Source organism: Streptomyces sp. NPDC093546, assembly GCF_044765045.1.
Taxonomy (GTDB): Bacteria; Actinomycetota; Actinomycetes; order Streptomycetales; family Streptomycetaceae; genus Streptomyces.
This window is the reverse complement of the sequence record NZ_JBIWJG010000014.1, coordinates 167054-188204: the sequence shown is the minus strand read 5'-3', so window position 1 is coordinate 188204 and position 21151 is coordinate 167054. Positions and strand designations below refer to the sequence as shown.

21 protein-coding genes are annotated in these 21151 nt (G+C 72.6%); 9 read left to right on the top strand and 12 right to left on the bottom strand.

What is annotated here, in order from left to right; all coding sequences use genetic code 11:
• Nucleotides 1-5: 5 nt before the first annotated feature.
• Nucleotides 6-926: a hypothetical protein gene (locus tag ACIRNI_RS26850; protein ID WP_403555116.1), complete on the bottom strand. Its 921-nt coding sequence runs from the start codon at nucleotides 924-926 to the stop codon at nucleotides 6-8.
• Between the two features lie 79 nt (nucleotides 927-1005).
• On the opposite strand from ACIRNI_RS26850, the gene ACIRNI_RS26845 reads away from it, so the two are divergent.
• The 4 genes from ACIRNI_RS26845 to recX all read left to right on the top strand — a co-directional run bounded on the left by ACIRNI_RS26845 (nucleotide 1006) and on the right by recX (nucleotide 4471).
• Complete coding sequence (locus tag ACIRNI_RS26845; RefSeq protein WP_355356707.1) at nucleotides 1006-1200, top strand: DUF3046 domain-containing protein; 195 nt, start codon at nucleotides 1006-1008, stop codon at nucleotides 1198-1200.
• 177 nt (nucleotides 1201-1377) lie between these two features.
• Nucleotides 1378-2559: an AI-2E family transporter gene (locus ACIRNI_RS26840; protein ID WP_403555142.1), complete on the top strand. Its 1182-nt coding sequence runs from the start codon at nucleotides 1378-1380 to the stop codon at nucleotides 2557-2559.
• Nucleotides 2560-2767: 208 nt separating this feature from the next.
• Nucleotides 2768-3898, top strand: coding sequence for a recombinase RecA (recA, locus tag ACIRNI_RS26835; protein ID WP_403555114.1), 1131 nt, complete (start codon nucleotides 2768-2770; stop codon nucleotides 3896-3898).
• A gap of 3 nt (nucleotides 3899-3901) precedes the next feature.
• Nucleotides 3902-4471, top strand: coding sequence for a recombination regulator RecX (gene recX, locus ACIRNI_RS26830; RefSeq protein ID WP_403555112.1), 570 nt, complete (start codon nucleotides 3902-3904; stop codon nucleotides 4469-4471).
• Nucleotides 4472-4475: 4 nt separating this feature from the next.
• On the opposite strand, the gene ACIRNI_RS26825 is transcribed toward recX, so the two are convergent.
• The 8 genes from ACIRNI_RS26825 to ACIRNI_RS26790 form a co-directional block, all read right to left on the bottom strand.
• Nucleotides 4476-4937, bottom strand: a complete 462-nt coding sequence (locus ACIRNI_RS26825) for a rhodanese-like domain-containing protein (RefSeq protein ID WP_403555110.1) — start codon at nucleotides 4935-4937, stop codon at nucleotides 4476-4478.
• Nucleotides 4934-5407 (bottom strand): cysteine dioxygenase, encoded by a 474-nt coding sequence (locus ACIRNI_RS26820; protein ID WP_403555140.1) that lies wholly within the window; start codon nucleotides 5405-5407, stop codon nucleotides 4934-4936. Before ACIRNI_RS26820 ends, ACIRNI_RS26825 begins: the two co-directional genes overlap by 4 nt.
• A 177-nt stretch (nucleotides 5408-5584) precedes the next feature.
• The gene (locus ACIRNI_RS26815) at nucleotides 5585-5671 is read right to left on the bottom strand and encodes a putative leader peptide (protein WP_355356953.1); all 87 of its coding nucleotides are present in this window, start codon (nucleotides 5669-5671) and stop codon (nucleotides 5585-5587) included.
• A gap of 43 nt (nucleotides 5672-5714) precedes the next feature.
• Entirely contained in the window at nucleotides 5715-7367 is a 1653-nt protein-coding gene (locus ACIRNI_RS26810) for an FAD-dependent monooxygenase (RefSeq protein ID WP_403555108.1), read from the bottom strand.
• 222 nt (nucleotides 7368-7589) lie between these two features.
• Nucleotides 7590-8555 (bottom strand): amino acid ABC transporter permease, encoded by a 966-nt coding sequence (locus ACIRNI_RS26805; RefSeq protein WP_403555106.1) that lies wholly within the window; start codon nucleotides 8553-8555, stop codon nucleotides 7590-7592.
• Nucleotides 8552-9199, bottom strand: coding sequence for an amino acid ABC transporter permease (locus tag ACIRNI_RS26800; protein WP_355356723.1), 648 nt, complete (start codon nucleotides 9197-9199; stop codon nucleotides 8552-8554). The genes ACIRNI_RS26805 and ACIRNI_RS26800 overlap by 4 nt, the downstream gene beginning before the upstream one ends.
• Nucleotides 9200-9319: 120 nt before the next feature.
• Complete coding sequence (locus ACIRNI_RS26795; protein WP_403555104.1) at nucleotides 9320-10240, bottom strand: glutamate ABC transporter substrate-binding protein; 921 nt, start codon at nucleotides 10238-10240, stop codon at nucleotides 9320-9322.
• Nucleotides 10241-10381: 141 nt separating this feature from the next.
• Nucleotides 10382-11167 carry an amino acid ABC transporter ATP-binding protein gene (locus tag ACIRNI_RS26790; protein WP_355356727.1) on the bottom strand — a complete coding sequence of 262 codons (786 nt, stop codon included), beginning with the start codon at nucleotides 11165-11167 and terminating at the stop codon, nucleotides 10382-10384.
• A gap of 252 nt (nucleotides 11168-11419) precedes the next feature.
• On the opposite strand from ACIRNI_RS26790, the gene ACIRNI_RS26785 reads away from it, so the two are divergent.
• Entirely contained in the window at nucleotides 11420-12274 is an 855-nt protein-coding gene (locus tag ACIRNI_RS26785; protein WP_403555102.1) for a response regulator transcription factor, read from the top strand.
• A 12-nt stretch (nucleotides 12275-12286) separates the two neighbouring features.
• Complete coding sequence (locus tag ACIRNI_RS26780) at nucleotides 12287-13741, top strand: sensor histidine kinase (RefSeq protein ID WP_403555100.1); 1455 nt, start codon at nucleotides 12287-12289, stop codon at nucleotides 13739-13741.
• Here the strand turns inward: ACIRNI_RS26780 and ACIRNI_RS26775 are convergent.
• Nucleotides 13720-14718 (bottom strand): TAXI family TRAP transporter solute-binding subunit, encoded by a 999-nt coding sequence (locus ACIRNI_RS26775; protein WP_403555090.1) that lies wholly within the window; start codon nucleotides 14716-14718, stop codon nucleotides 13720-13722. The genes ACIRNI_RS26780 and ACIRNI_RS26775 overlap by 22 nt on opposite strands.
• Nucleotides 14719-14842: 124 nt before the next feature.
• Nucleotides 14843-15727 (bottom strand): class I SAM-dependent methyltransferase, encoded by an 885-nt coding sequence (locus ACIRNI_RS26770; protein ID WP_403555086.1) that lies wholly within the window; start codon nucleotides 15725-15727, stop codon nucleotides 14843-14845.
• A gap of 434 nt (nucleotides 15728-16161) precedes the next feature.
• On the opposite strand from ACIRNI_RS26770, the gene ACIRNI_RS26765 reads away from it, so the two are divergent.
• The 3 genes from ACIRNI_RS26765 (at nucleotide 16162) to ACIRNI_RS26755 (ending at nucleotide 19049) form a co-directional block, all read left to right on the top strand.
• Nucleotides 16162-17436 (top strand): DUF3419 family protein, encoded by a 1275-nt coding sequence (locus ACIRNI_RS26765; protein WP_403555084.1) that lies wholly within the window; start codon nucleotides 16162-16164, stop codon nucleotides 17434-17436.
• 116 nt (nucleotides 17437-17552) lie between these two features.
• Nucleotides 17553-18260 carry a class I SAM-dependent methyltransferase gene (locus tag ACIRNI_RS26760; protein ID WP_403555082.1) on the top strand — a complete coding sequence of 236 codons (708 nt, stop codon included), beginning with the start codon at nucleotides 17553-17555 and terminating at the stop codon, nucleotides 18258-18260.
• An 84-nt stretch (nucleotides 18261-18344) separates the two neighbouring features.
• Entirely contained in the window at nucleotides 18345-19049 is a 705-nt protein-coding gene (locus ACIRNI_RS26755; protein ID WP_403555080.1) for a histidine phosphatase family protein, read from the top strand.
• On the opposite strand, the gene ACIRNI_RS26750 is transcribed toward ACIRNI_RS26755, so the two are convergent.
• On the bottom strand, nucleotides 18973-21147 hold the full coding sequence (locus ACIRNI_RS26750) for an MMPL family transporter (protein WP_403555079.1): 2175 nt from the start codon (nucleotides 21145-21147) through the stop codon (nucleotides 18973-18975). The two genes, ACIRNI_RS26755 and ACIRNI_RS26750, sit on opposite strands and share 77 nt — an antisense overlap.
• Between the last annotated feature and the right edge of the window lie 4 nt (nucleotides 21148-21151).

The following is a 21151-nucleotide window of genomic DNA, read 5'->3' as shown; positions in this document are numbered from 1 at the left end:
CCGGTTCAGCCGATCCGGCGGCCGTACGCCCGCAGCGTGCGCAGCGCCTCGATCGTCACGATCGGACGCGACTCCAGTGCCGTCCCCGGCGCCCACTGGCGCCAGCGGATCGGCCAGCCCCCGTCCTCCCCTTGCTCGGCGGCGAGGTGGTCCAGCGAGCGGGCCATCTCCTCGTCCGTGAACCAGCGCCGGGCCAGGGAGTCCGGCACGCGCGCGTAGTCGTGCGGGAAGTGGTGCTCGCCGGGCGCGTACCCGGGCGGGACCGGGAAGTCCTCGGCGCGCGCCGGGTCGAGCACCGCGAGCCGCTGCTCCCGCACCGCCCGGCCCAGCCGGTCCGCCACGGCCTCCGCCCTGCCCCGGTCCGGGACGCCGTCCAGGAACGCGACCGCGGCCTGGATCTCGTACGGGTGCGACTTCTCCAGGCCCTCGACGGCGGCCCAGCAGAAGTCCGTGGCGCGGAACAGCCACGCGTGCCACACCTGGTTGCGGTGGAGCAGGCCCACCACGGGGCCGGTGGCGAGCAGGTCGCTGGGCGGGTCGTCGACGACCGGCAGGAACGGCGCGATCGGGTAGCCGCGCACCGAGGGGTGCAGCGCGGGCAGCGCGCCGTCCCCCGTGGACACCCCCGTCAGGTAGCGGCACACGCGCTCCACGCGCATCCCGCCGCAGCGGCCGATGGAGTCCAGCACCCGCAGCGCGTGCGCCGTGTGCAGCGGCTGGCTGACGGGGCCGCGCAGATCCGGCTCCAGCGCGTGCCCGTAGCCGCCGTCCTCGTTGAGGTACGCGGTGAGGGCGGCCTCGACCGCGTCGGCGCCGCCGCCGAGGAAGTGGTACGCGAACCGCCGCTGTTCGAGCACGCGGGCCGTCAGCCAGACGAAGTGCTCGGCGCGTGCGAGGGGAGTTCCGGCGAGGGGAGTTCCAGCCATGTACCGACGGTAGGGCGGAAAGGGCTTTCGGCAAGCCGCACGGACAGGGCTGCACTCTCAGGAGCGGGATACTGGGTTCATGCGGTTGACGATTTTCTGGGAGCGTATGGCGGACCACTTCGGTTCCGCGTACGCCGAGTCCTTCGCACGGGACCATGTGATGTCCGAGCTCGGCGGCCGTACGGTGCACGAGGCGCTGCGGGCCGGCTGGGAGGCGAAGGACGTGTGGCGGGCGGTGTGCGAGGCGGTGGGCGTCCCCGCGGACAAGCGCTGACGCGCGGCGGTTCACCGCCCGTGCCGTCCGTGGATGGCCGGAGATGGTCCGGGGCAGGAGCCGATTGTCCGAGCAGTACGCGAGACTTGCCCCGTGGCCCCGACTGACGAGAACGAGACGACGACCACCGTGCCCCCGACCGGGAAGGCGCCCGCCGCGCCCCCGGCCGGCGGCCGTATGCCCCGCTGGCTGCCGCGTGCGATGGTGCTCGCCCTGGCCCTCTACGCCTGCTTCCAGCTCGGCAACTGGGCGTTCCACCAGCTCATCGGCCTGCTGATCAACATCCTGATCGCCTTCTTCCTGGCCTTGGCCGTCGAGCCTGCGGTCGGGCGGATGGCGGCCCGCGGCATGCGCCGCGGTCTCGCCACCTTCCTGGTGTTCTTCGCGGTCCTGGTCGTCGCCGTCGGGTTCGTCGTGCTCCTCGGCTCCATGCTGGCGGGGCAGATCATCGAGATCGTCGAGGACTTCCCCCGGTATCTCGACTCCCTGATCAAGTGGATCAACCACACCTTCCAGACCGAGCTGTCCCGGGTCGAGGTCCAGGACAGCCTGTTGCGCTCGGACTGGCTGCGCAAGTACGTCCAGAACAGCGCCAGCGGTGTGCTGGACGTCTCCGCGACCGTGCTCGGCGGGCTGTTCAAGCTGCTGACGATCTTCCTCTTCTCGTTCTACTTCGCGGCCGACGGGCCCCGGCTGCGCCGGGCCCTGTGCTCCGTGCTCCCGCCGGCCAAGCAGGCCGAGGTGCTGCGCGCCTGGGAGATCGCCGTCGACAAGACCGGCGGCTATCTGTACTCGCGCGGCCTGATGGCCCTGATCTCGGGCCTGGCGCACTACGTCCTGCTGGAGTTCCTGAGCGTGCCGTACGCGCCCGCGCTCGCGGTGTGGGTGGGCCTGGTGTCGCAGTTCCTCCCGACCATCGGCACGTACCTGGCGGGCGCCCTGCCGATGCTGATCGCCTTCACCGAGAACCCCTGGTACGCGCTGTGGGTGCTGGTGTTCGTGGTGGTGTACCAGCAGTTCGAGAACTACGTGCTGCAGCCGAAGCTCACCGCCAAGTCCGTCGACATCCACCCGGCCGTGGCCTTCGGGTCGGTCGTCGCCGGCACGGCGTTGCTGGGCGCGGTCGGGGCCCTCATCGCGATCCCGGCGGTCGCCACCCTCCAGGCGTTCCTCGGGGCTTACGTGAAGCGGTACGACGTGACGGAGGACCCGCGCGTTCACGGTCACCGGCGCCACGGCGAGATGGTCCTGGCCCGGGTGCAGCGGGCGCTGCGCGCCAAGAGGGACCAGGCGGACCAGGCCGGCGACGAGGCCTTGCCCCGCCTCCCCGACCAGGCTCCGCCGCGCGACGGGGCCTGAGCCGGGCCCGGCGCGGCGCGCTTGACACTAAAATCGAACATCCATTCTTATGGGGTTCCGGCCCGGAATTCCGGGGGTACGTGAAGCTGTTCACGGAGTTGTCCACAGAGTTATCCACAGGCCGGAGGGACGGCGGGGCCCATTGTCAGTGGCAGGGGTTAGCGTCTTTGACGTGAAGCGATCGACACAAGCAAACCGGGTGGAACCCATGGCAGGTACCGACCGCGAGAAGGCGCTCGACGCCGCGCTCGCACAGATTGAACGGCAATTCGGCAAGGGCGCAGTGATGCGCATGGGCGAGCGGTCGAGGGAGCCCATCGAGGTCATCCCGACCGGCTCGACCGCGCTCGACGTCGCGCTCGGCGTCGGCGGCCTGCCGCGCGGCCGTGTGGTGGAGATCTACGGCCCCGAGTCCTCCGGTAAGACGACCCTGACCCTGCACGCCGTGGCCAACGCGCAGAAGGCCGGCGGCCAGGTCGCGTTCGTCGACGCGGAGCACGCCCTCGACCCCGAGTACGCCAGGAAGCTCGGCGTCGACATCGACAACCTCATCCTGTCCCAGCCCGACAACGGCGAGCAGGCCCTGGAGATCGTGGACATGCTCGTCCGCTCCGGCGCGCTCGACCTGATCGTCATCGACTCGGTCGCGGCGCTCGTCCCGCGCGCCGAGATCGAGGGCGAGATGGGCGACTCGCACGTCGGTCTCCAGGCCCGTCTGATGAGCCAGGCGCTCCGGAAGATCACCAGCGCGCTCAACCAGTCCAAGACCACGGCGATCTTCATCAACCAGCTCCGCGAGAAGATCGGTGTGATGTTCGGCTCGCCGGAGACCACGACCGGTGGCCGCGCGCTGAAGTTCTACGCCTCCGTGCGCATCGACATCCGCCGCATCGAGACCCTCAAGGACGGCACGGAGGCGGTCGGCAACCGCACCCGCTGCAAGGTCGTGAAGAACAAGGTCGCGCCGCCCTTCAAGCAGGCCGAGTTCGACATCCTCTACGGCCAGGGCATCAGCCGCGAGGGCGGCCTGATCGACATGGGCGTGGAGCACGGCTTCGTCCGCAAGGCGGGCGCCTGGTACACGTACGAGGGCGACCAGCTGGGCCAGGGCAAGGAGAACGCCCGGAACTTCCTGAAGGACAACCCCGACCTCGCCAACGAGATCGAGAAGAAGATCAAGGAGAAGCTGGGCGTCGGCGTCCGCCCGGAGACCCCGGCGGCCGAGCCGGCCGCGGACGCGGCGGGTGACGTGGCCGCCACGGACGACACCGCGAAGTCGGTGCCCGCTCCGGCGGCGAAGGCCACCAAGGCGACCAAGGCCACGGCGGCCAAGGCCTAGCCCATGGCGCGCCGCACCGAATGGCCGGGCGACAGCACCGACTCGTCGAGGGCCGAGCAGGAGCTGTCGCCCCAGGATCCGGCTGAGCGGGCGCGGGCGATCTGCCTGCGCCTGCTCACCGGGACCCCCCGCACGCGCAAGCAGCTCGCGGACGCCCTGCGCAAACGCGAGATCCCGGACGAGGTCGCCGAGGAGGTCCTCTCCCGCTTCGAGGACGTCGGCCTCATCGACGACGCGGCCTTCGCGGACGCGTGGGTGGAGTCCCGGCACCACGGCCGGGGCCTGGCCCGCCGCGCCCTCGCCCGGGAGCTGCGCACCAAGGGCGTGGACGCCGAGCTGATCGACGAGGCCGTCGGGCAGCTCGACGCCGAGCAGGAGGAGGCCACGGCCCGCGAGCTCGTGGCGCGCAAGCTCCGCGCCACCCGCGGCCTCGACCGCGACCGCCGCCTCCGCCGCCTCGCGGGCATGCTCGCCCGCAAGGGCTACCCCGAGGGCCTGGCCCTGCGCGTGGTCCGCCAGGCCCTGGAGGAGGAGGGCGAGGACACGGACGACCTGCCGTTCGACCCCAGCTGACCGGTCACGGCGCGGCCGACACCGACGGCCCCGCCGCCTCCCCCCGCCCCGCGGGCTCGACCGGCAGGCCCTCCGCCCGCCACGCCTGGAAGCCGCCGATCAGGTCCGTCGCGCGGTGGAGGCCCAGCTGTTGCAGGGACGCCGCCGCCAGCGAGGAGGCGTAGCCCTCGTTGCACACGACCACGATCCGCAGGTCGTGGCTCACTGCCTGCGGCGCGCGGTGACTGCCCCGCGGATCCAGGCGCCACTCCAGTTCGTTGCGCTCCACGACCAGCGCCCCGGGAATCAGCCCGTCGCGCTCGCGCAGCGCCGCGTACCGGATGTCCACCAGCAGCACGTCACCCGCCTCGGCCGCCGCGAACGCCGCGCGCGGCGTGACCCGGGGCGCCACCCGTTCCAGCCCGGCCCGCACCCGTTCCAGCAGTTCGTCGATGCCCACCGGCTCCGACCTCGTGCCCGTACTCACTGCCAGTCCTCCGGACGCTCGACCTGCTCCAGCCGCAGCACCGCGCCGGTCCGGCTGAACCGGCGGATCAGCGGCAGCGGCGGATAGTACGCGTGCACCGAGACGGCGTGCTCGGTCGCCGACGCGTTCAGCACCTCGTGCACATGGTGCCGCCCGAAGGCGCGCCCGCGCCCCGCCGGCAGCACCCGCCGGCGGTCGACGTCCTCCGCCAGCTCCAGCGACCGCCAGCCGCCCGCGGGCAGCCGTACGGAGAGCGACTGCTCCCTGAGCTCGCCGCGCGCGGTGGCGAACGCGCCGATCGACTCGGCGTGGTCGTGCCACCCCGTACCGGAGCCCGGCGGCCACCCGATGAGCCACGCCTCACTGCCGCCCGGGCCGTCCAGCCGCACCCAGGTGCGGCCCTCCGGATCGAGCGGAAGGGAAGCGATCAGCGCGGTGTCGGCGGCGGTACGGCGGGCGAAGTCGAGCAGCTCGGCGGCGTTCGGCGCCGCGGGGTCGGCGGCGCGGCCGACAGGGCGTGCGGAGACATGCGGGGAGGGGGCATGCGGGGAGAAGACATGCTGGGACACGGGAAACCGTCCTGGAAGTCGCGAAGACGCGCACGCGCGGGACGGAAACACCGGCGTACGCAGGGAAAAGAGGCGAGTTCAGCAGGACGGACGACACACGCAGCCCGCGTAGCGGAGCAGGTCCATATGGACCCTCCGCCACAGGCGTACCACGGTGCCGTTCATGATCCGGAGTACACCATGGACGCCCGTGACGGTCAATCGACCGTCAACCGCGGCTGAACGCCGCGTCCGCGTCCGCGGCCGCCCGGTCGCGCCGTGCCGCCTCCGGGGCGCCGCCCCGCACCGCGTCGGCCGCCGCGCGCAGCTCCTCCGGCCGTACCCCGGCGAACGCCGCCGCCAGATGCCCGTCGGGCCGCACCAGCAGCACGGTGTGCGCGGCGGCCCCCGGATACGCCTCCGTGACCAGCAGCTCGCCGGTGACCGGCAGCGCCTCCACCGCCGCCGCGAGCCGGGGCATCACCCCCGCGGTCATCCAGTGCCGCCGGTCCCACACGCCCGTCCCGGGCGCGACCAGCACCACCAGCAGGCGGCCCCGCCCCAGCCGGTCGCGCAGCCGCCCGGTCGTGCCGTCCTCCGGCGCCGTCACCCGCACGTCGGCGACCGGCGCGCCCGGCGCTGTGCCCACGGCCATGTGCCCCTCGGCGTACGGAGGCGCGAGGGGGGAGTGGGGGTACGCGGGGGGCGCGCCGAGCGGCCCGTGCCCCACGTGGCCGTCCGTCAGCAGCGCGTCGTGCCCGCCGCCCCGCAGGTACGTGCGCAGCCCGCCGGCGCCCCGCAGCACCGGGAGCGACTGGTCGGCGGCCCGCAGCCGCGCCGCGACCGCCGTGCGCCGCTCGTCCTGGTAGCTGTCGAGCAGCGCCTCCGAGGCGCCGTGGTGCCAGGCCAGCGCCAGCTTCCAGGCCAGGTTGTCGACGTCCCGCAGCCCCTCGTCCAGCGCCTGCGTACCGAGCGCCCCCAGCAGATGGGCCGCGTCCCCGGCGAGGAAGGCCCGCTCCACGCGCCACCGCTTGGCGAGCCGGTGGTGCAGCGTGTAGACGCCCGTGTCGATCAGGTCGTACGCCGGGGTCCGGCCGCACCAGCCGCCCAGCGTCTCGCGGATCCGCGCGACCAGCGCGTCGGGCGTCACCAGGTCGCCGCGCGGCGGCAGCAGCCAGTCCAGCCGCCACGTGCCGCCCGGCAGCGGCCGCGCCGTCACCTCCTCGCCCGCGCCGCGCCACGGCGGCTGACGGTGCAGCAGCCCCTCGCCGGGCCAGGGGAGTTCCGTGCGCAGGGTGGCGACGGCGTGGCGCTCGACCGCCGTACGCCCGGGGAAGCGCACCCCCAGCAGCTTGCGCACGGTGGAGCGGGCCCCGTCGCAGCCGATCAGGTAACTGCCGCGCCACCAGGTCGACTCGGGCCCGCGCGTGTGCACGGTGATGCCGTCGGCGTCCTGCTCGACCGCGTCCACCCGGCTGTGCGCGACCACCCGCACCAGCCCGGGCCGCGGCAGCGCGGTGATGGCCTCCCGCAGCCCGCGCGCCAGGGCGTGCTGCGCGATGTGCAGCGGCGAGACCGGGTCGGCGTCCCCGTCCGGGGCGAACGGTTCCGCGCGCTCCGCGAAGAGCACGTGCCGCGTCTCCTGCTTGCGCCGCATCGAGCGCCAACCGCTCCAGCGGGCCCCCTCGCCCCGTACGGTCGTGCACCCGAGGCGCTCCACGAACCCCGCCGTGTCCGGGCGCAGCACGGCGGTCCTGGCCGCGCGCGGTTCGTCCGTGCCGGGGCCCTCGTCCAGGACGACGGAGGGGACGCCCCGCGCGGCCAGCGCGAGGGACAGCGCGAGCCCGACCGGGCCCGCGCCGGCCACGATCACCGGGTCCACGGCGCGACCCCGTCAACAGCCACCGCGGGAACAGCAGAAACACCAGAATCGGCAGGACGGGCGGCCGGAGCCGGGCGCGAGGTGATCACACAACGTATGCAACCCACTGCCGGTGCTTGCGTCAAGTGACGAGGGCAGCGACGCGAACGCCACTGCCCTCACAAGCCATACGGTCCAGCCAATACGGTCCAGCCCATACGGTTCGAGCCCTACGGCCCAGCCTTACGAACCGCCGGTCCCGGCTCCGCCTCCGCCGGCGCCGTCGGCCCCGCCCCCGGGCGTGCCCATGGTGACCGTCTTGCCCAACGCCTGCCCGGCGTCCCCACTGAGTACCGTCGCGGTCGCGGAGGAGGCGGGCTCGGCGGCCGAGGCCATCCCGATGCCGGTCTTGGCACGGCGCCCGCGCTTCTCGATCCAGGTGGCCAGCGCCGACAGCGCCAGACACATCGCGACGTAGATCGCGCCGACGACCACGATCGTCGAGACGTACGGGTACTGCCCGTTGACCTGCGTGTTCGAGGCGATCAGCCGCGCCGAGTTGAGCAGCTCGGGGTAGAGGATGATGAAGCCGAGCGAGGTGTCCTTGAGCGTGACCACCAGCTGGCTGATGATCGTCGGCAGCATGGAGCGGACGGCCTGCGGCATCAGCACCGTGGTCATGACCTGCGTCTTGCTCATGCCGAGCGCGTACGCGGCCTCACGCTGGCCCTTCGGTACGGCGTTGATGCCGGCGCGCAGCACCTCGGCCTGGACACAGCCGTTGTAGATCGACAGGCCGATCGCCAGCGCCCACATCGAGTAGTCGGTCAGGAAGCCGACCCACACGGCGTAGATCGTGATCAGCAGCGGGATGGAGCGGAACAGCTCGATGAAACCGGTCGCCAGCCACCGGACCGGCTTGTGGTCGGAGAGCCGGCCGACCGCCAGGACCACCCCGAGCAGCAGCGAGCCGACCGCCGCGATGCCGAACGCCTTCAGGGTCGCGACGATGCCGTCGAGGATGTTCTGCCGGATGCCCGTGTAGTTGAAGATGTCCCACATCTCATAGGCGAGATGCCCCTTCTCGCTCAGCCGTACGACGCTGACGGCGATCAGCGCGAGGATGGCGAGCGAGCCGACGACGGCGTAGACGCGGTTGCGGACGACGGCCTTGGGGCCGGGCGCGTCGTAGAGAACGCTGGCGCTCATCGGGCGACTCCCATGCGGCTCTCCAGCAGGCGGAAGATGCCGCTGATGGTGAAGGTGATGACCAGGTATCCCAGGGCGACCCAGAGGAAGATGGGCGCGATGTCGTAACCCTGCTCGCTCATGAGCTTCTGCCAGCCGAAGAGGTCGGCGACGCTGAAGGCGCCGGCGATGGCCGAGTTCTTGGTGAGCGCGATGAAGATGGAGCTCAGCGGCGGCAGCACGGTCCGGGTGGCCTGCGGCAGCACGATCATGCGGAGGGTCTGGCTGAACGTCATGCCGAGCGAGCGGGCGGCCTCGGCCTGCCCGACGGGCACGGTGCTGATGCCCGACCGCACGGCCTCGCAGATGAAGGCGGACGTGTAGAAGCCGAGCGCGAGCGCACCCAGGAGGAAGGGGCTCATGCCCGGGAAGAGGATCTCCGGGACGACGAAGAAGGAGACCAGGAAGAGCAGCGTCAGCGGCGTGTTGCGCAGCAGGGTGACCCAGAGGGTGCCGAAGAAGCGCAGCGGCGGGACGGGCGAGACCCGGAAGCCGGCGATGACGATGCCGAGGACCAGCGCGATGACCGAGCTGACGAGGGTGATCGACACGGTTCCTATGAAGCCGTCACGGAAATCCGGGAAATAGTCCAGCAGTACGTTCATGAGGTCTCCGCGTCGGCGGTCAGCGGCTTACGGGCAGCGGTCTTGGGTGAGCAAGGGCTGTAGCGCCCCGCACGCGCGGCGTACGGGGCGCTACAGCAGGCACAGCCGGAGCTGTGGTGATCAGTAGCGGACGATCGCCGGCGGCTCGGTGTAGGCGGAGCCGGACAGGCCGAGGGTCGCCTCGTAGATCTTCTTGTACGTGCCGTCCTTGACGCGGTTCTCCAGCGACTTGTTGATCGCCTCGCGCAGGACCTTGTCGTCCTTGTTGAGGCCCACGCCGTACGGCTCCTCGGTGAACGGCTTGCCGATGACCTTCAGCTTGGCCGGGTTCTGCGCGGCGTAGCCCTTGAGGATCGCGTCGTCCGTCGTCAGGGCGTCGACCTGCTTGGTGAGCAGCTGCTGGACGCAGTCCGAGTACTTGGCGAGCTCGGTGGCCTGGGCGCCGTACTGCGGCTTCTTGATCTCCTGCAGCGGGGTGGAGCCCTTGATGGAACAGACCTTCTTGCCCTTGACGGTCTCCGGACCGGTGATCGAGGTCTCGTCCTTGCGCACGAGGAGGTCGGCGCCGGCCTTGTAGTACGGCCCCGCGAAGCCGACCAGCGCCTTGCGCTTGTCGTTGATCGTGTACGTACCGACGTAGTAGTCGACCTGGCCCTTGGAGATCGCGGTCTCGCGGGTGCTGGAGTCGACGGTCTTCCACTCGATCTGGTTCTCGGTGAAGCCCAGGTCGGCGGCGATCATCTTGGCGATCTCGATGTCGAAGCCGGAACGCTGCTTGGTCGCCTGATCCTCGAAGCCGAGGTACGGCTGGTCGGCCTTGGAGCCGATGATCAGCTTGCCGCGCTCCTTGGCCGCCTTGAAGGTGGGCGAGTCGAGGTTCACGTCCGTGGCGACGATGTACTTCGGCAGGGCCGGCGCGTTCGACGCGCCCGGCTGCACACCGCTCGGCTTGTCACCGGCGGAGCCCTCCTTGCCGCCGCAGGCGGTCGCGGTCAGCGCGAGCACAGCGACGGCCACGGCCGCCGTCTTGCGGAGCTTCATGGTGAACATCCCTTGAGTCGTGGTTCGTTGGTCGCCAGGCGTCGTACGAAGATCCTGGCCATCAGTGATCGTGGCCATCAGTGATCGTGGCCATCAGTGATCCCGGCCGTCAGTGGCGCCGGCCGTCGGTGGCCCTGGCCATCAGTGGTGGAGGATCTTCGACAGGAAGTCCTTGGCCCGGTCGCTGCGCGGACTGCTGAAGAACTGCTCGGGCGACGCCTCCTCGACGATCCGGCCGTCCGCCATGAAGACGACGCGGTTGGCGGCCGAGCGCGCGAACCCCATCTCGTGGGTGACGACCACCATCGTCATCCCGTCGCGCGCCAGCTGCTGCATCACCTCGAGGACCTCGTTGATCATCTCGGGGTCGAGCGCCGAGGTCGGCTCGTCGAAGAGCATGACCTTCGGGTCCATGGCCAACGCCCGGGCGATCGCCACGCGTTGCTGCTGCCCGCCGGAGAGCTGCGCCGGGTACTTGTCGGCCTGCGAGCCGACGCCCACGCGGTCGAGCAGGGTCCGGGCCTTCTCCTCCGCCACGCGCTTGTCCGCCTTGCGGACCTTGACCTGGCCCAGCATGACGTTCTCCAGCACGGTCTTGTGCGCGAAGAGGTTGAACGACTGGAAGACCATGCCGACGTCGGCGCGCAGCCGGGCGAGCTCCTTGCCCTCCTGGGGCAGCGGCTTGCCGTCGATGGTGATCGTGCCGGAGTCGATCGTCTCCAGGCGGTTGATGGTGCGGCACAGCGTGGACTTCCCGGACCCGGACGGTCCGATGACGACCACGACCTCGCCACGGGCGATGGTCAGGTCGATGTCCTGGAGCACATGCAGCGCGCCGAAGTGCTTGTTGACGTTGCTCAGCACGACCAGGTCGCTCGCCGTCGGTGCGGCATCCTCCGCGCCCTTGGTCACTGACACTCCGCTCATCGGCTTCTTGCTCCGTCCTCCTCGGTTGGGAGGACATTAAGCACGCGGTGCGACCAGCGTCATTACATCTGAGCTGAAATTGAGCATAACGATCCGGCTGCAACCGGACACCATGCGTGAACGGGCAGGCATGCTGCAGTACGGGTGGGTAACGGAAACCGCGGTGCGGCGGGAAGGCTCTTGACGGGCACGGCCGGTATCGGCGTTCATGCCCTGGTAACCCACGCGTACGCACCTTCAGGAGGGGGGCCCATGAGACTGCTGCTTGTCGAGGACGACGACCATGTCGCCGCGGCCCTCGCCGCCATCCTCAGGAAGCACGGCTTCCACGTCACGCACGCCCGCAACGGCGAGGAGGCGCTCCAGGCCGTCCTGCCCGCCGCGGAGAGAACCGGCACCGGCGTCGGCACCACTGCCGCGGGCAACGGCGCCGCGGGGGCCGGCACCGCCCGCGGCCCCTTCGACGTCGTGCTGCTCGACCTCGGCCTGCCCGACCAGGACGGCTACCAGGTCTGCGGGAAGATCCGGAAGCTCACCACGGCCCCGGTCATCATGGTCACCGCGCGCGCCGACGTGCGCTCCCGCATCCACGGCCTGAACCTCGGCGCCGACGACTACGTCGTCAAGCCGTACGACACGGGGGAGTTGCTCGCCCGCATCCACGCCGTCAGCCGCCGTACCGCCACCACGGGCGCCGGCACCGGCGGCGCCACCGGCACCACCGGCACGGACAACGGCACGACCGCTGCGGGCGCGAGCGGCGCCGACGGCCACGGACCGCAGGGCACGGCCGGCGTCCCCGGGGAGGTCCCGCCCCTGCACCTCGGCGCCGTCGTCATCGAGGTGCCCACCCGCCGGGTCAGCGTGGACGGCACGGTGATCCAGCTCACGCGCAAGGAGTTCGACCTCCTCGCCCTCCTCGCGCAGCGCCCCGGCGTCGTCTTCCGCCGCGAGCAGATCATCAGCGAGGTGTGGCGCACCAGCTGGGAGGGGACCGGCCGCACCCTGGAGGTGCACGTGGCGTCCCTGCGCGCCAAGCTGCGGATGCCCGCCCTCATCGAGACCGTGCGCGGCGTCGGCTACCGCCTGGTCGCCCCGGCCGCGTAAGCCCCCTGCCCTGTGCGCACCCGCCTCCTTCCGCTCCTCATCGTCCTCATGGCGGGCGTGCTGCTCGCGCTCGGCTTCCCGCTCGCGGGCAGCCTGGCCGCCGCGCGCCAGCAGACCGTCGTGGTCGACCGCATCGACGACACCGCGCGCTTCGCCGCGCTCGCCCAGTTCGTCACCGAGAGCGGACCGGGCATCGACGAGCGCAAGGCCACCCTCGAGGGCGAACTCGCCCGCTACCACGAGGTGTACGGGATCCACGCGGGCGTCTTCTACCGCGACGGCACCGCCATGGCCCGCTCCCCCCGGAACTGGACCATCCCCGGGGACGGCGAGCCCCGCCGCGCCTTCCGCGAGGCCCTGCTGGGCCGCCGCAGCCACAACCCGCCGCAGGTCCTGCCCTGGCAGCCGAACGCCCGCCTCGCGGTCGCCTCGCCCGTCGTACGGGACGGGGACGTCGTCGCCGTCGTGGTCACCGACTCGCCGACCGGGCCGCTGCGCTCCCGCATCCTGCACGGCTGGCTGCTGATCGCGGCCGGCGAGTCGGCGGCGATGCTGCTGGCGGTCGGCGCCGCGTTCCGGCTCACCGGGTGGGTGCTCAAGCCCGTACGCGTCCTGGACGCGGCCACCCACGACATCGCGACCGGGCGGATGAACTCGCGCGTCGCGGCGGCCGGCGGGCCGCCCGAACTGCGCCGCCTGGCCCGCTCCTTCAACGAGATGGCCGACAACGTCGAGGAGGTGCTGGAGCAGCAGCGCGCCTTCGTCGCCGACGCCTCGCACCAGCTGCGCAACCCGCTCGCCGCCCTGCTGCTGCGCATCGAGCTGCTCGCCCTCGAACTGCCCCCCGACAACGAGGAGATCGCCTCCGTACGCACGGAGGGCAAGCGTCTGGCCCAGGTCCTGGACGACCTGCTGGACCTGGCGCTGGCCGAGCACGCCTCCGCCGACCTGCGGCTCACCGACATCGGCGCGCTGACGGCCGAGCGGCTCGACGCCTGGCGGGCACTCGCCGACGAGAAGGGCGTCCACCTGACGGGGGCCACGCCCGCCGTCACCGCCTGGGCCGACCCGGTCGCGCTGTCCAGCGCCCTCGACGCCGTGATCGACAACGCGCTGAAGTTCACCCCGGCCGGGGAGGAGGTCACCGTCACCGTCGCCGCCGACGGCGAGCGCTCCACGGTCGTGGTCACCGACCGGGGTCCGGGCCTGACCGACGACGAGCTGGCCCGCATCGGCGACCGCTTCTGGCGCAGCAACCGCCACCAGAACGTCAAGGGCTCCGGCCTCGGCCTGTCCATCTCCCGCGCCCTGCTCGCGGCGGGCGGCGGCTCGATCGCGTACGCCCATCACGACCCGCACGGCCTGCGCGTGACGGTCGCCGTCCCGCGCAGCGCCCCCACTGAGCCTGAGCCCCCGGACCTCACCGAACGGCGTCGCCGAAGCGATCAGGGCTTGACGGAGAGGTAGTAGCGCCGGGCGCCCTCGTGCAGTGGCAAGGGGTCGGTGTAGATCGCCGTGCGCAGGTCCACCAGCTGCGCCGGGTGCACCTCACGCCCGATCCGGTCCCGGCTGCGGATGACCGTACGGGTGAACGCCTCCGTCAGCGCCGGATCCGCACGGTCGGTGGTCACCAGCAGGTTCGCCACCGCCACGGTCTCCACCGGGCGGCCCGCCTGCACCCGGGCGTAGGCGTCGGCGGGTATCACCGCGGAGCGGTAGTACCGGCTGGTGCCGCCCTGCGCGTGCACCCGGTCCACCAGCTCCTTCTCCAGCGGTACGAGCCGGATCGGGAAGCGCTCCGACAGGAGCTGTACGGCGCTGGTCGGCAGGCCGCCCGACCAGAAGAAGGCGTCCAGCCGGTCGGTCTCCAGCAGCCCAGGCATGGTGTCGATACCGGCCGACATCGGCACGATGTCCCGCGCCGGGTCCAGCCCCGACGCCTTCAGGATCCGGTTGGCCAGCAGCCGCACGCCCGAGCCCTGCTGCCCCACCCCGACCCGCAGCCCGCGCAGGTCGCGCGTCGAGCGCACGGTGGACGACTTCGGCACCACCAGCTGCACGTAGTCGTCGTACAGCCGCGCACAGCCCCGCAGCCCCTTCGCGCCGGGTCGGCCGTCGCGGAGGTGCGTGGCGACCGCGTCGGCCGTCGCGATGGTGAAATCCGCCTCCCCGGAGGCGACCCGCGTCAGGTTCTGCTGCGAGCCCTCACTGGTCAGCAGACGTATCCGCACATCGGGCACGTTCTGGGCGAGGGCCTCCTCCAGCAGCGCGCCGTAGCGCTGGTAGACCCCGCTCGGTACGCCGGTGCTGAAGGTGACCTTTCCGCGCGGGGCCGCCTCCTCGTCCGGCGCGGACCACCACAGGAGCAGCGCCAGCGCCGTGACCGCCGCGGCCGACCCCTCGAGGGCGCGGCGGCGGCTGATGCGGGACAGGGCCTGGACCATGGGCGCGATCCTGCCAGCCCGCTCCCGTCATGGCCAGGCCCGCCCGTACGGAGGGTGCCTCCGCGCGGGCGGGCCGGGGCCGGGTGCTGCACAGGCCGGGCCGGGCGCCACGGGCTGTGGGGTTTCAGGGCCGTACGGCGGTGGTGATGCCGTACCGCCACGTCTCCTGGTGCCGGTACAGCTCGACCCCGCTCATCGCGTTGACCAGCGCATGGCCGCGCCCCACGCCCCGCGCCACCGCGTACGGCACCCGCCCGAGGAGGGAGAAGGCGCGCAGCATCGGCAGGACGTGGGCGGTGGCGTCCGTGACGGACTCGACCGCGAAGCCCGCCTCCTCCAGGAGCGCCTCGAGGCGGCCGTGGGGCAGCATCATCATCCCCGGCATCGCCGCGAGCTCGCAGACGTCCGTCAGGACCCGCTCGGCCCGCGGGGTGAGCTCCGCGCTCGGGGTCCGCGAGTACTCGGACATGACCAGCCGCCCCCCGGGCCGTACGACCCGGAAGAACTCCGCCAGCGCGCGGCGCGGATCGGCGGAGTGGACGAAGGACTCCATGGTGTAGAGCCCGTCGAAGGAGCCGTCCGCGAACGGCAGCGCGTGGTAGTCGGCCACCAGGAACCGGGTCGCGGGATCCGTGTCCGGGGAAGCCCCGGAAACCCGGGAAGCCCGGGCGGCGGCGGTACGGCGGCGGGCGAGGGCGACGTCGGACTCGATGCCGTCGATGCCCGTCACCCGCAGCCCGCCCTCCGCCGCGACGGTCCGGGCCACGTCACCGACCCCGCACCCCGCGTCCAGGACGTGGGACCCGGCCGGCAGCGCCAGTTTCCGGGCCGTGGTGACCTCCATGCGCCGCATGGAGGCGGCGAAACCCCACGGCGACTGGCCGGGCTCGTACCACCCGAAGTGCCGGGTGCGCCCCAGGAGCATGGCGTATCCCCAGCGGGAGCCGAGCCGCCTGTAGTACGGCAGGACGGAGCGCCGGTAGAACTGGGTGGTGTTCGTGGTTGCCATGGGCACCGTCCTACGCGGTCGGAATGAGCAGCAGGGGATGCGGCCGCCGCCTCCTGCGGGCGGCGGCACCGGTGGATCGAGCGGATCCGGCGGATGGGGTGGATCGGGTGGTGCGGGCACCCGTGCCGGCACCCCGCGTCGCCACGAAGGCGACGACGACCACCGCGGCCACGGCGGTCGTCATGATTCCCACCGGGGTCACGCGCGGACGTGGTTTCGTTCCCATAGCGGTCCTGTCCCTCCGTTCCCCCGCCACGTGTGCGGCGGCCGCCCCGATCGTCCACCGGGCCGGCCGGTGCGGCGGACGCACCGGCCCGACGAGGAAGGACATGCCCCTCGCACGGCCTAGTGAGTCACCGTCGGCGGTCGGCCATGCGGGGGAAACCGGGTGCCTCTGCGCTGACGGGCGCCCTTCATCCCGCATGGTGAGTGCCATGGCCTCGTACTCATCTGCCGGTGCCGTCGTGACGCCCGCCGCCGGGACCCGCCGGCCTCCCCTGCCCGCGCCCCGCGCGAGCGGCGCGCTGACCGGGCGGATGTTCACCGCGCTGCACGACCGCAACCTCGTGTACAACGCGTGCTGGGAGGACCCGGCGCTCGACCGCGAGGCACTGGACCTCGGGCCCGAGGACCACGTCCTGGTCATCACCAGCGCCGGGTGCAACGCCCTGGACTACCTGCTCGCCGGGGCGGGCCGGGTCACGGCGGTCGACGTCAACCCGCGCCAGACCGCGCTGCTGGAACTGAAGACGGCCGCCGTACGGACCCTGAACCACGCGGAGTTCTTCGAGCTCTTCGGCACCGGCCGCTCGCCCCGCGCGCGCGAGATGTACGGCGATGCCCTGCGCGCCGAACTCTCGCCGCCGTCACGCCGGTTCTGGGACGGCTACATCGAGGCCTTCGCCGGCCGCGGCTGGCGCCGCTCCTTCTACTACCGCGGCACCTCCGGCCTGCTGGCGAAGAGCCTCGTGCTCTTCATGCACCGCTTCCAGGGGGTCGGCCGGCACCTCGACGCGCTGCTGGAGGCGCCGACCCTCGACCGGCAGCGGGAGATCTACGAGGCGCGGCTGCGGGGGCCGCTGTGGACGGTGGCGCGGCTGGCCGCGCAGCCGCTCGCGCTGAGCTTCGTCGGCGTACCGCCGCAGCAGCGCCGCGAGATCACCGAGGAGTACCCCGGCGGCACCGCCCGGCTCATCCACGACGGCTTCGAGGCGGTCTTCGGCCGCATGCCCATCGTGGACAACTACTTCTGGCGCGCCTACATCGCCGGCTCCTACACGCCCACGTGCTGTCCCGAGTATCTGCGGGCGCACAACTTCGGGCGGCTGCGCGAGCTCCTGCCCCGTCTGGAGCTGCGTACGACGACGGTCACGTCGTGCCTGCGGAGCATGGCGCCGGCTGACGACGGGCCCGGCGGCGTCTCCAAGTTCGTCCTGCTGGACCACATGGACTGGATGGGCTGGCGCGACCAGGCCGCGCTCGCCGACGAGTGGCAGGCCATCGTCGACGCGGCCCGGCCCGGCGCGCGCGTGATCTACCGCAGCGCCGGCCTGCACACGCGCTACCTGGACCCGGTACGCGTCCGCCGCGAGGGCCGTACGCACCACCTCCCCGACCTGCTGGACCGCCACCCCCGGCTCGCCGCCCGGCTGCACGAGCGGGACCGCGTGCACACGTACGGCAGCTTCCACATCGCCGACCTGCCGTGAAGCCAGACGCCCGGTGAAGCCAGACGCCCGGTGAAGCCCGCCGCCTGAGGCCCGCCGCCCGAGCCCGAAGGGAACGCTTTTTGCGTCTCAGCTCCCATGTGCGGATCGTCCGCCACATGGCCTTCCCCCGCGTGGAGGGCGCGACGCCCGCCGACCGCATGGAGTCCTTCTACGGGCCCACGGCACACCTCTACGACGCCTTCCGCGAGAACCGGCTGCTGCACGGCCGCCGCGACCTGATGGAGATGCTGCCCCTCGAACCCGGCAGCCGACTGGTCGACCTGGGCGGCGGCACCGGGAACAACCTCGAGTACCTCGCCGCCGACCGCCGGGAGCGGTGCGCGCGCATCACGGTCGTGGACGTGTCGTCGTCCATGCTGGAGGTGGCGCGCGAACGGATCCACCGCAACCGCTGGCGCAACGTGGAGACGGTCCACGCGAACGCCACCGACTACCGGCCCCCGGACGGGCCCGTGGACGTCGTCGTGTTCAGTTACGCGCTGACGATGATGCCCGACTGGTTCGCGGCCGTGGACCACGCCCGCGCCCTCCTCAGACCGGGCGGCACGATCGCGGTCTGCGACTTCTACGTCTCCCGCAAGCACCCGGCCGGCGGCGCCGTACGGCACGCGGCGTGGCGGCGGCACGTGTGGCCCGCCTGGTTCAGCCACAACAACGTCTTCCTCTCCGCCGACCACCTTCCGTACCTGCGGGAGCGGTTCGCCACCGTCCGGCTGGACGAACGGCTGGGCCGGGTCCCTTACCTCGGGGCGCGTGTGCCGTTCTACCTCTTCCTCGGAACCAAACCCGACGCGAAGTCCTGACCGGAAAACCGACCAGAAGACCTGACTCCCGAAGAGCCGACCCGAAGAGCCGACCCAGAAGACCCGACCCGAAGGGCGCCGCCCATGCGCATGCTCCTGATCCGCCACGGCCGTACCGACGCCAACCGGACCCACGTCCTCGACACCGCGGCCCCGGGCGCCGCCCTGGACGACGTGGGCCGGCGGCAGGCCGCCGCCCTGCCCGCCGCGCTGGCCGGCGAGGAGATCGACGTGCTGTACGCGTCCACCCTCACGCGCGCCCGGCAGACCGCCGCCCCGCTCGCCGCCGCGCGGGGGCTGGAGGTCCGCGTCCGGGACGGCATCCGCGAGATCGAGGCCGGTGTCCTGGAGGGGTGCTGCGACGCCGAGGGGATCACCCGCTACCGCACGATCGCCGTGGCCTGGGCCGCCGGGCGGACGGAGCCGCGGATGCCGGGCGCGGAGGACGGAGCCGAGTTCCTCGCCCGCTTCGACGCCGTCGTCGCCGAGGCCGCCGCCTCGGGCGCCGCCACCGCCGCGCTGGTGGGCCACGGCTCGGCGATCCGCGTGTGGGCGGCCGCCCGGGCGCACAACGTGTCCGTCCCCTTCGCCGCCGCGCACGAGCTGCCCAACACGGGCATGGTCGTCCTGGAGGGCACCCCGGAGGACGGCTGGCACGCGCTGTCCTGGACGGGCGGGGACCTGGCCACCCCCACCCTCACCTGCACCTCGACTACACCGGCTCAGGAGCCGGTTCCGGCTCCGACTCCGCCTCCGGCTCGGGCCTCGCGTCCGTCGGTGTCCTTCTGACCGGCAGCCACCAGTTGGCGCGGCCGAGCAGCGCCATCAGCGCGGGCGCCAGCAGCAGCCGGATGAGGGTGGCGTCGACGAACACCGCCACGGCCAGGCTGACGCCCACCACCTTCAACAGCAGCAGCCCGGAGGCCGCCAGCGCCGCCATGACGACGATGACGACCACGGCCGAGGCGGTGAACAGCCCGGCCGTGCGCTGCACGGCCCGCGCGACGGCCACCCGCGTGGAGGCGCCCGCCGCGTGCTCCTCCACCGCACGCGACAGCAGCAGCACCTCGTAGTCCATCGACAGCCCGAAGGCCACGCACAGCACCAGGATCGGTACGAGCGTGTCCGTCACGCCCGTCACCGCGAAGCCGCCCAGCAGGCCGCGCAGGAAGCCCTGCTGGAAGACGAGCACCATCACCCCGAAGGCCGCGCTCAGACTGAGGACGTTGAGCAGGAACGCCTTCAGCGGCAGCACGACGCTCCGCGTGCACCAGGCCAGCAGCGCCAGCGTGACCACGGTGATCAGCACCAGCGCCGGCACCAGGCCCGCGCGGATGCTGTCCTGCAGATCGGCCAGCCACGCCTGCGTACCGCCCACCATGAACGGCCCCGGAGCCGGGGTCTTCCGCACAGCCCGTACCACCGCCGCGCCTTCCTCGGCGTGCGGCCCGATGTCCGTGACGACCGCCGCCCAGGTACCGGCGGGGGAGGCGTATCCCACCTGGGGATGCGTGGGGCCGAGCAGCCGGCCGTGGTGGTAGATGCCGGTGACGGTCTCCACCCGGGTCACGTGCTCCAGCCGGGACAGGCGGCGGGCGTACGCGTCCAGCGCCGCGGCCTCCCACGCGCGGTGCGCGTCGAGGCCGGGCAGGACCACCTGCACGGAGTTGACGGCGTGGTGGTCGAAGTCCCGCCGCAGCGTCTCCGTCGCCTGCCGCGTCGGCGAACCCTCCGGCAGCGCCCGGTCGTCGAACGTGCCGAACCGGGCGTCCGCGAACGGCAGGACCAGCGCCGCCAGCAGCGTGCCCAGGACGAGGACCACCGGCACGGGCCGCCGCATCACCCCGTCGGCCAGCCGGTACCAGCGGCCCTTCTCCGGCGCGGCGGCCGGCCGCGCGGTACCGTCGCGGCGCCGGCGCAGCGACAGCCGGTCGATGCGCGGGCCCAGCAGGAGCAGCGCCGCGGGCAGCGCGGTGAGCGCCAGCAGCCCGCTGAGCGCCACCACGGCCATCCCCCCGTACGCGATGGAACGGAGCATGTCGAGCGGGAAGACGAGCAGCGCCGCCATGCTGGCCATCACCGTCAGGGCCGAGCACACCACCGTCCGGCCGGTGGTGCGCACGGTCTCCAGCAGCGCGTCGTGGAGGCTCGCCGTCCGCTCCCGCTCCTCCCGGTAGCGGGCCAGCATGAAGAGGCTGAAGTCGACCGCCAGGGCGAAACCGAGCGCGGTCGTCAGGTTGAGGGCGATCACGGAGACGGTGGTGAAGCCGGCGAGCCCGCTGAGCACCGCCGCGCTGCCCACCACCGCCGCCAGCCCGACCACCAGGGCCAGCCCGGCGGCCACGACACCCCCGAAGACCACCACGAGCACGGCGGCGGTCAGCGGCGCGGCCAGCAGCTCCATGCGCTGGAGATCCAGCCGGCTCTGCCGCTCGATGGCCAGCCCCACCGGGGTCGGCCCCGTCGCCGCCACCTCCAGCGGCCCGTGGCGGCCGGTGAGCTCGCGCAGCAGCGGCTCGACGTCCCGGTGGGCGGTGCCCTCGCTGGTCGCGATCCGCAGCAGCACCAGCGCCGAGCGCCCGTCGCGGCCGCGCAGCGAGATCGGCCGCTCCGTCCAGTAGGAGCGCACCGCCACCACCTTCGGCAGCGCGCGCGCCCGCGCGACGAGCCGCGTTCCGGCGCGTACGGCCGCGGGGTCGTCCACCGACCCGGTGGCCGCCGTGGCCACCAGCGTCACCGTCGGCACACCGCTGCGGAAGGCCGTGGACAGCGCGTGCTCGGCCCGCGCCGCTTCCGCGCCCGGCGGGGTCGTACCGCCGTGGTACAGCCGGTCGCCCACACCCACGCCCGCCACTCCGGCCGCCACCAGGGCGCACAGCGTCAGCACGAGC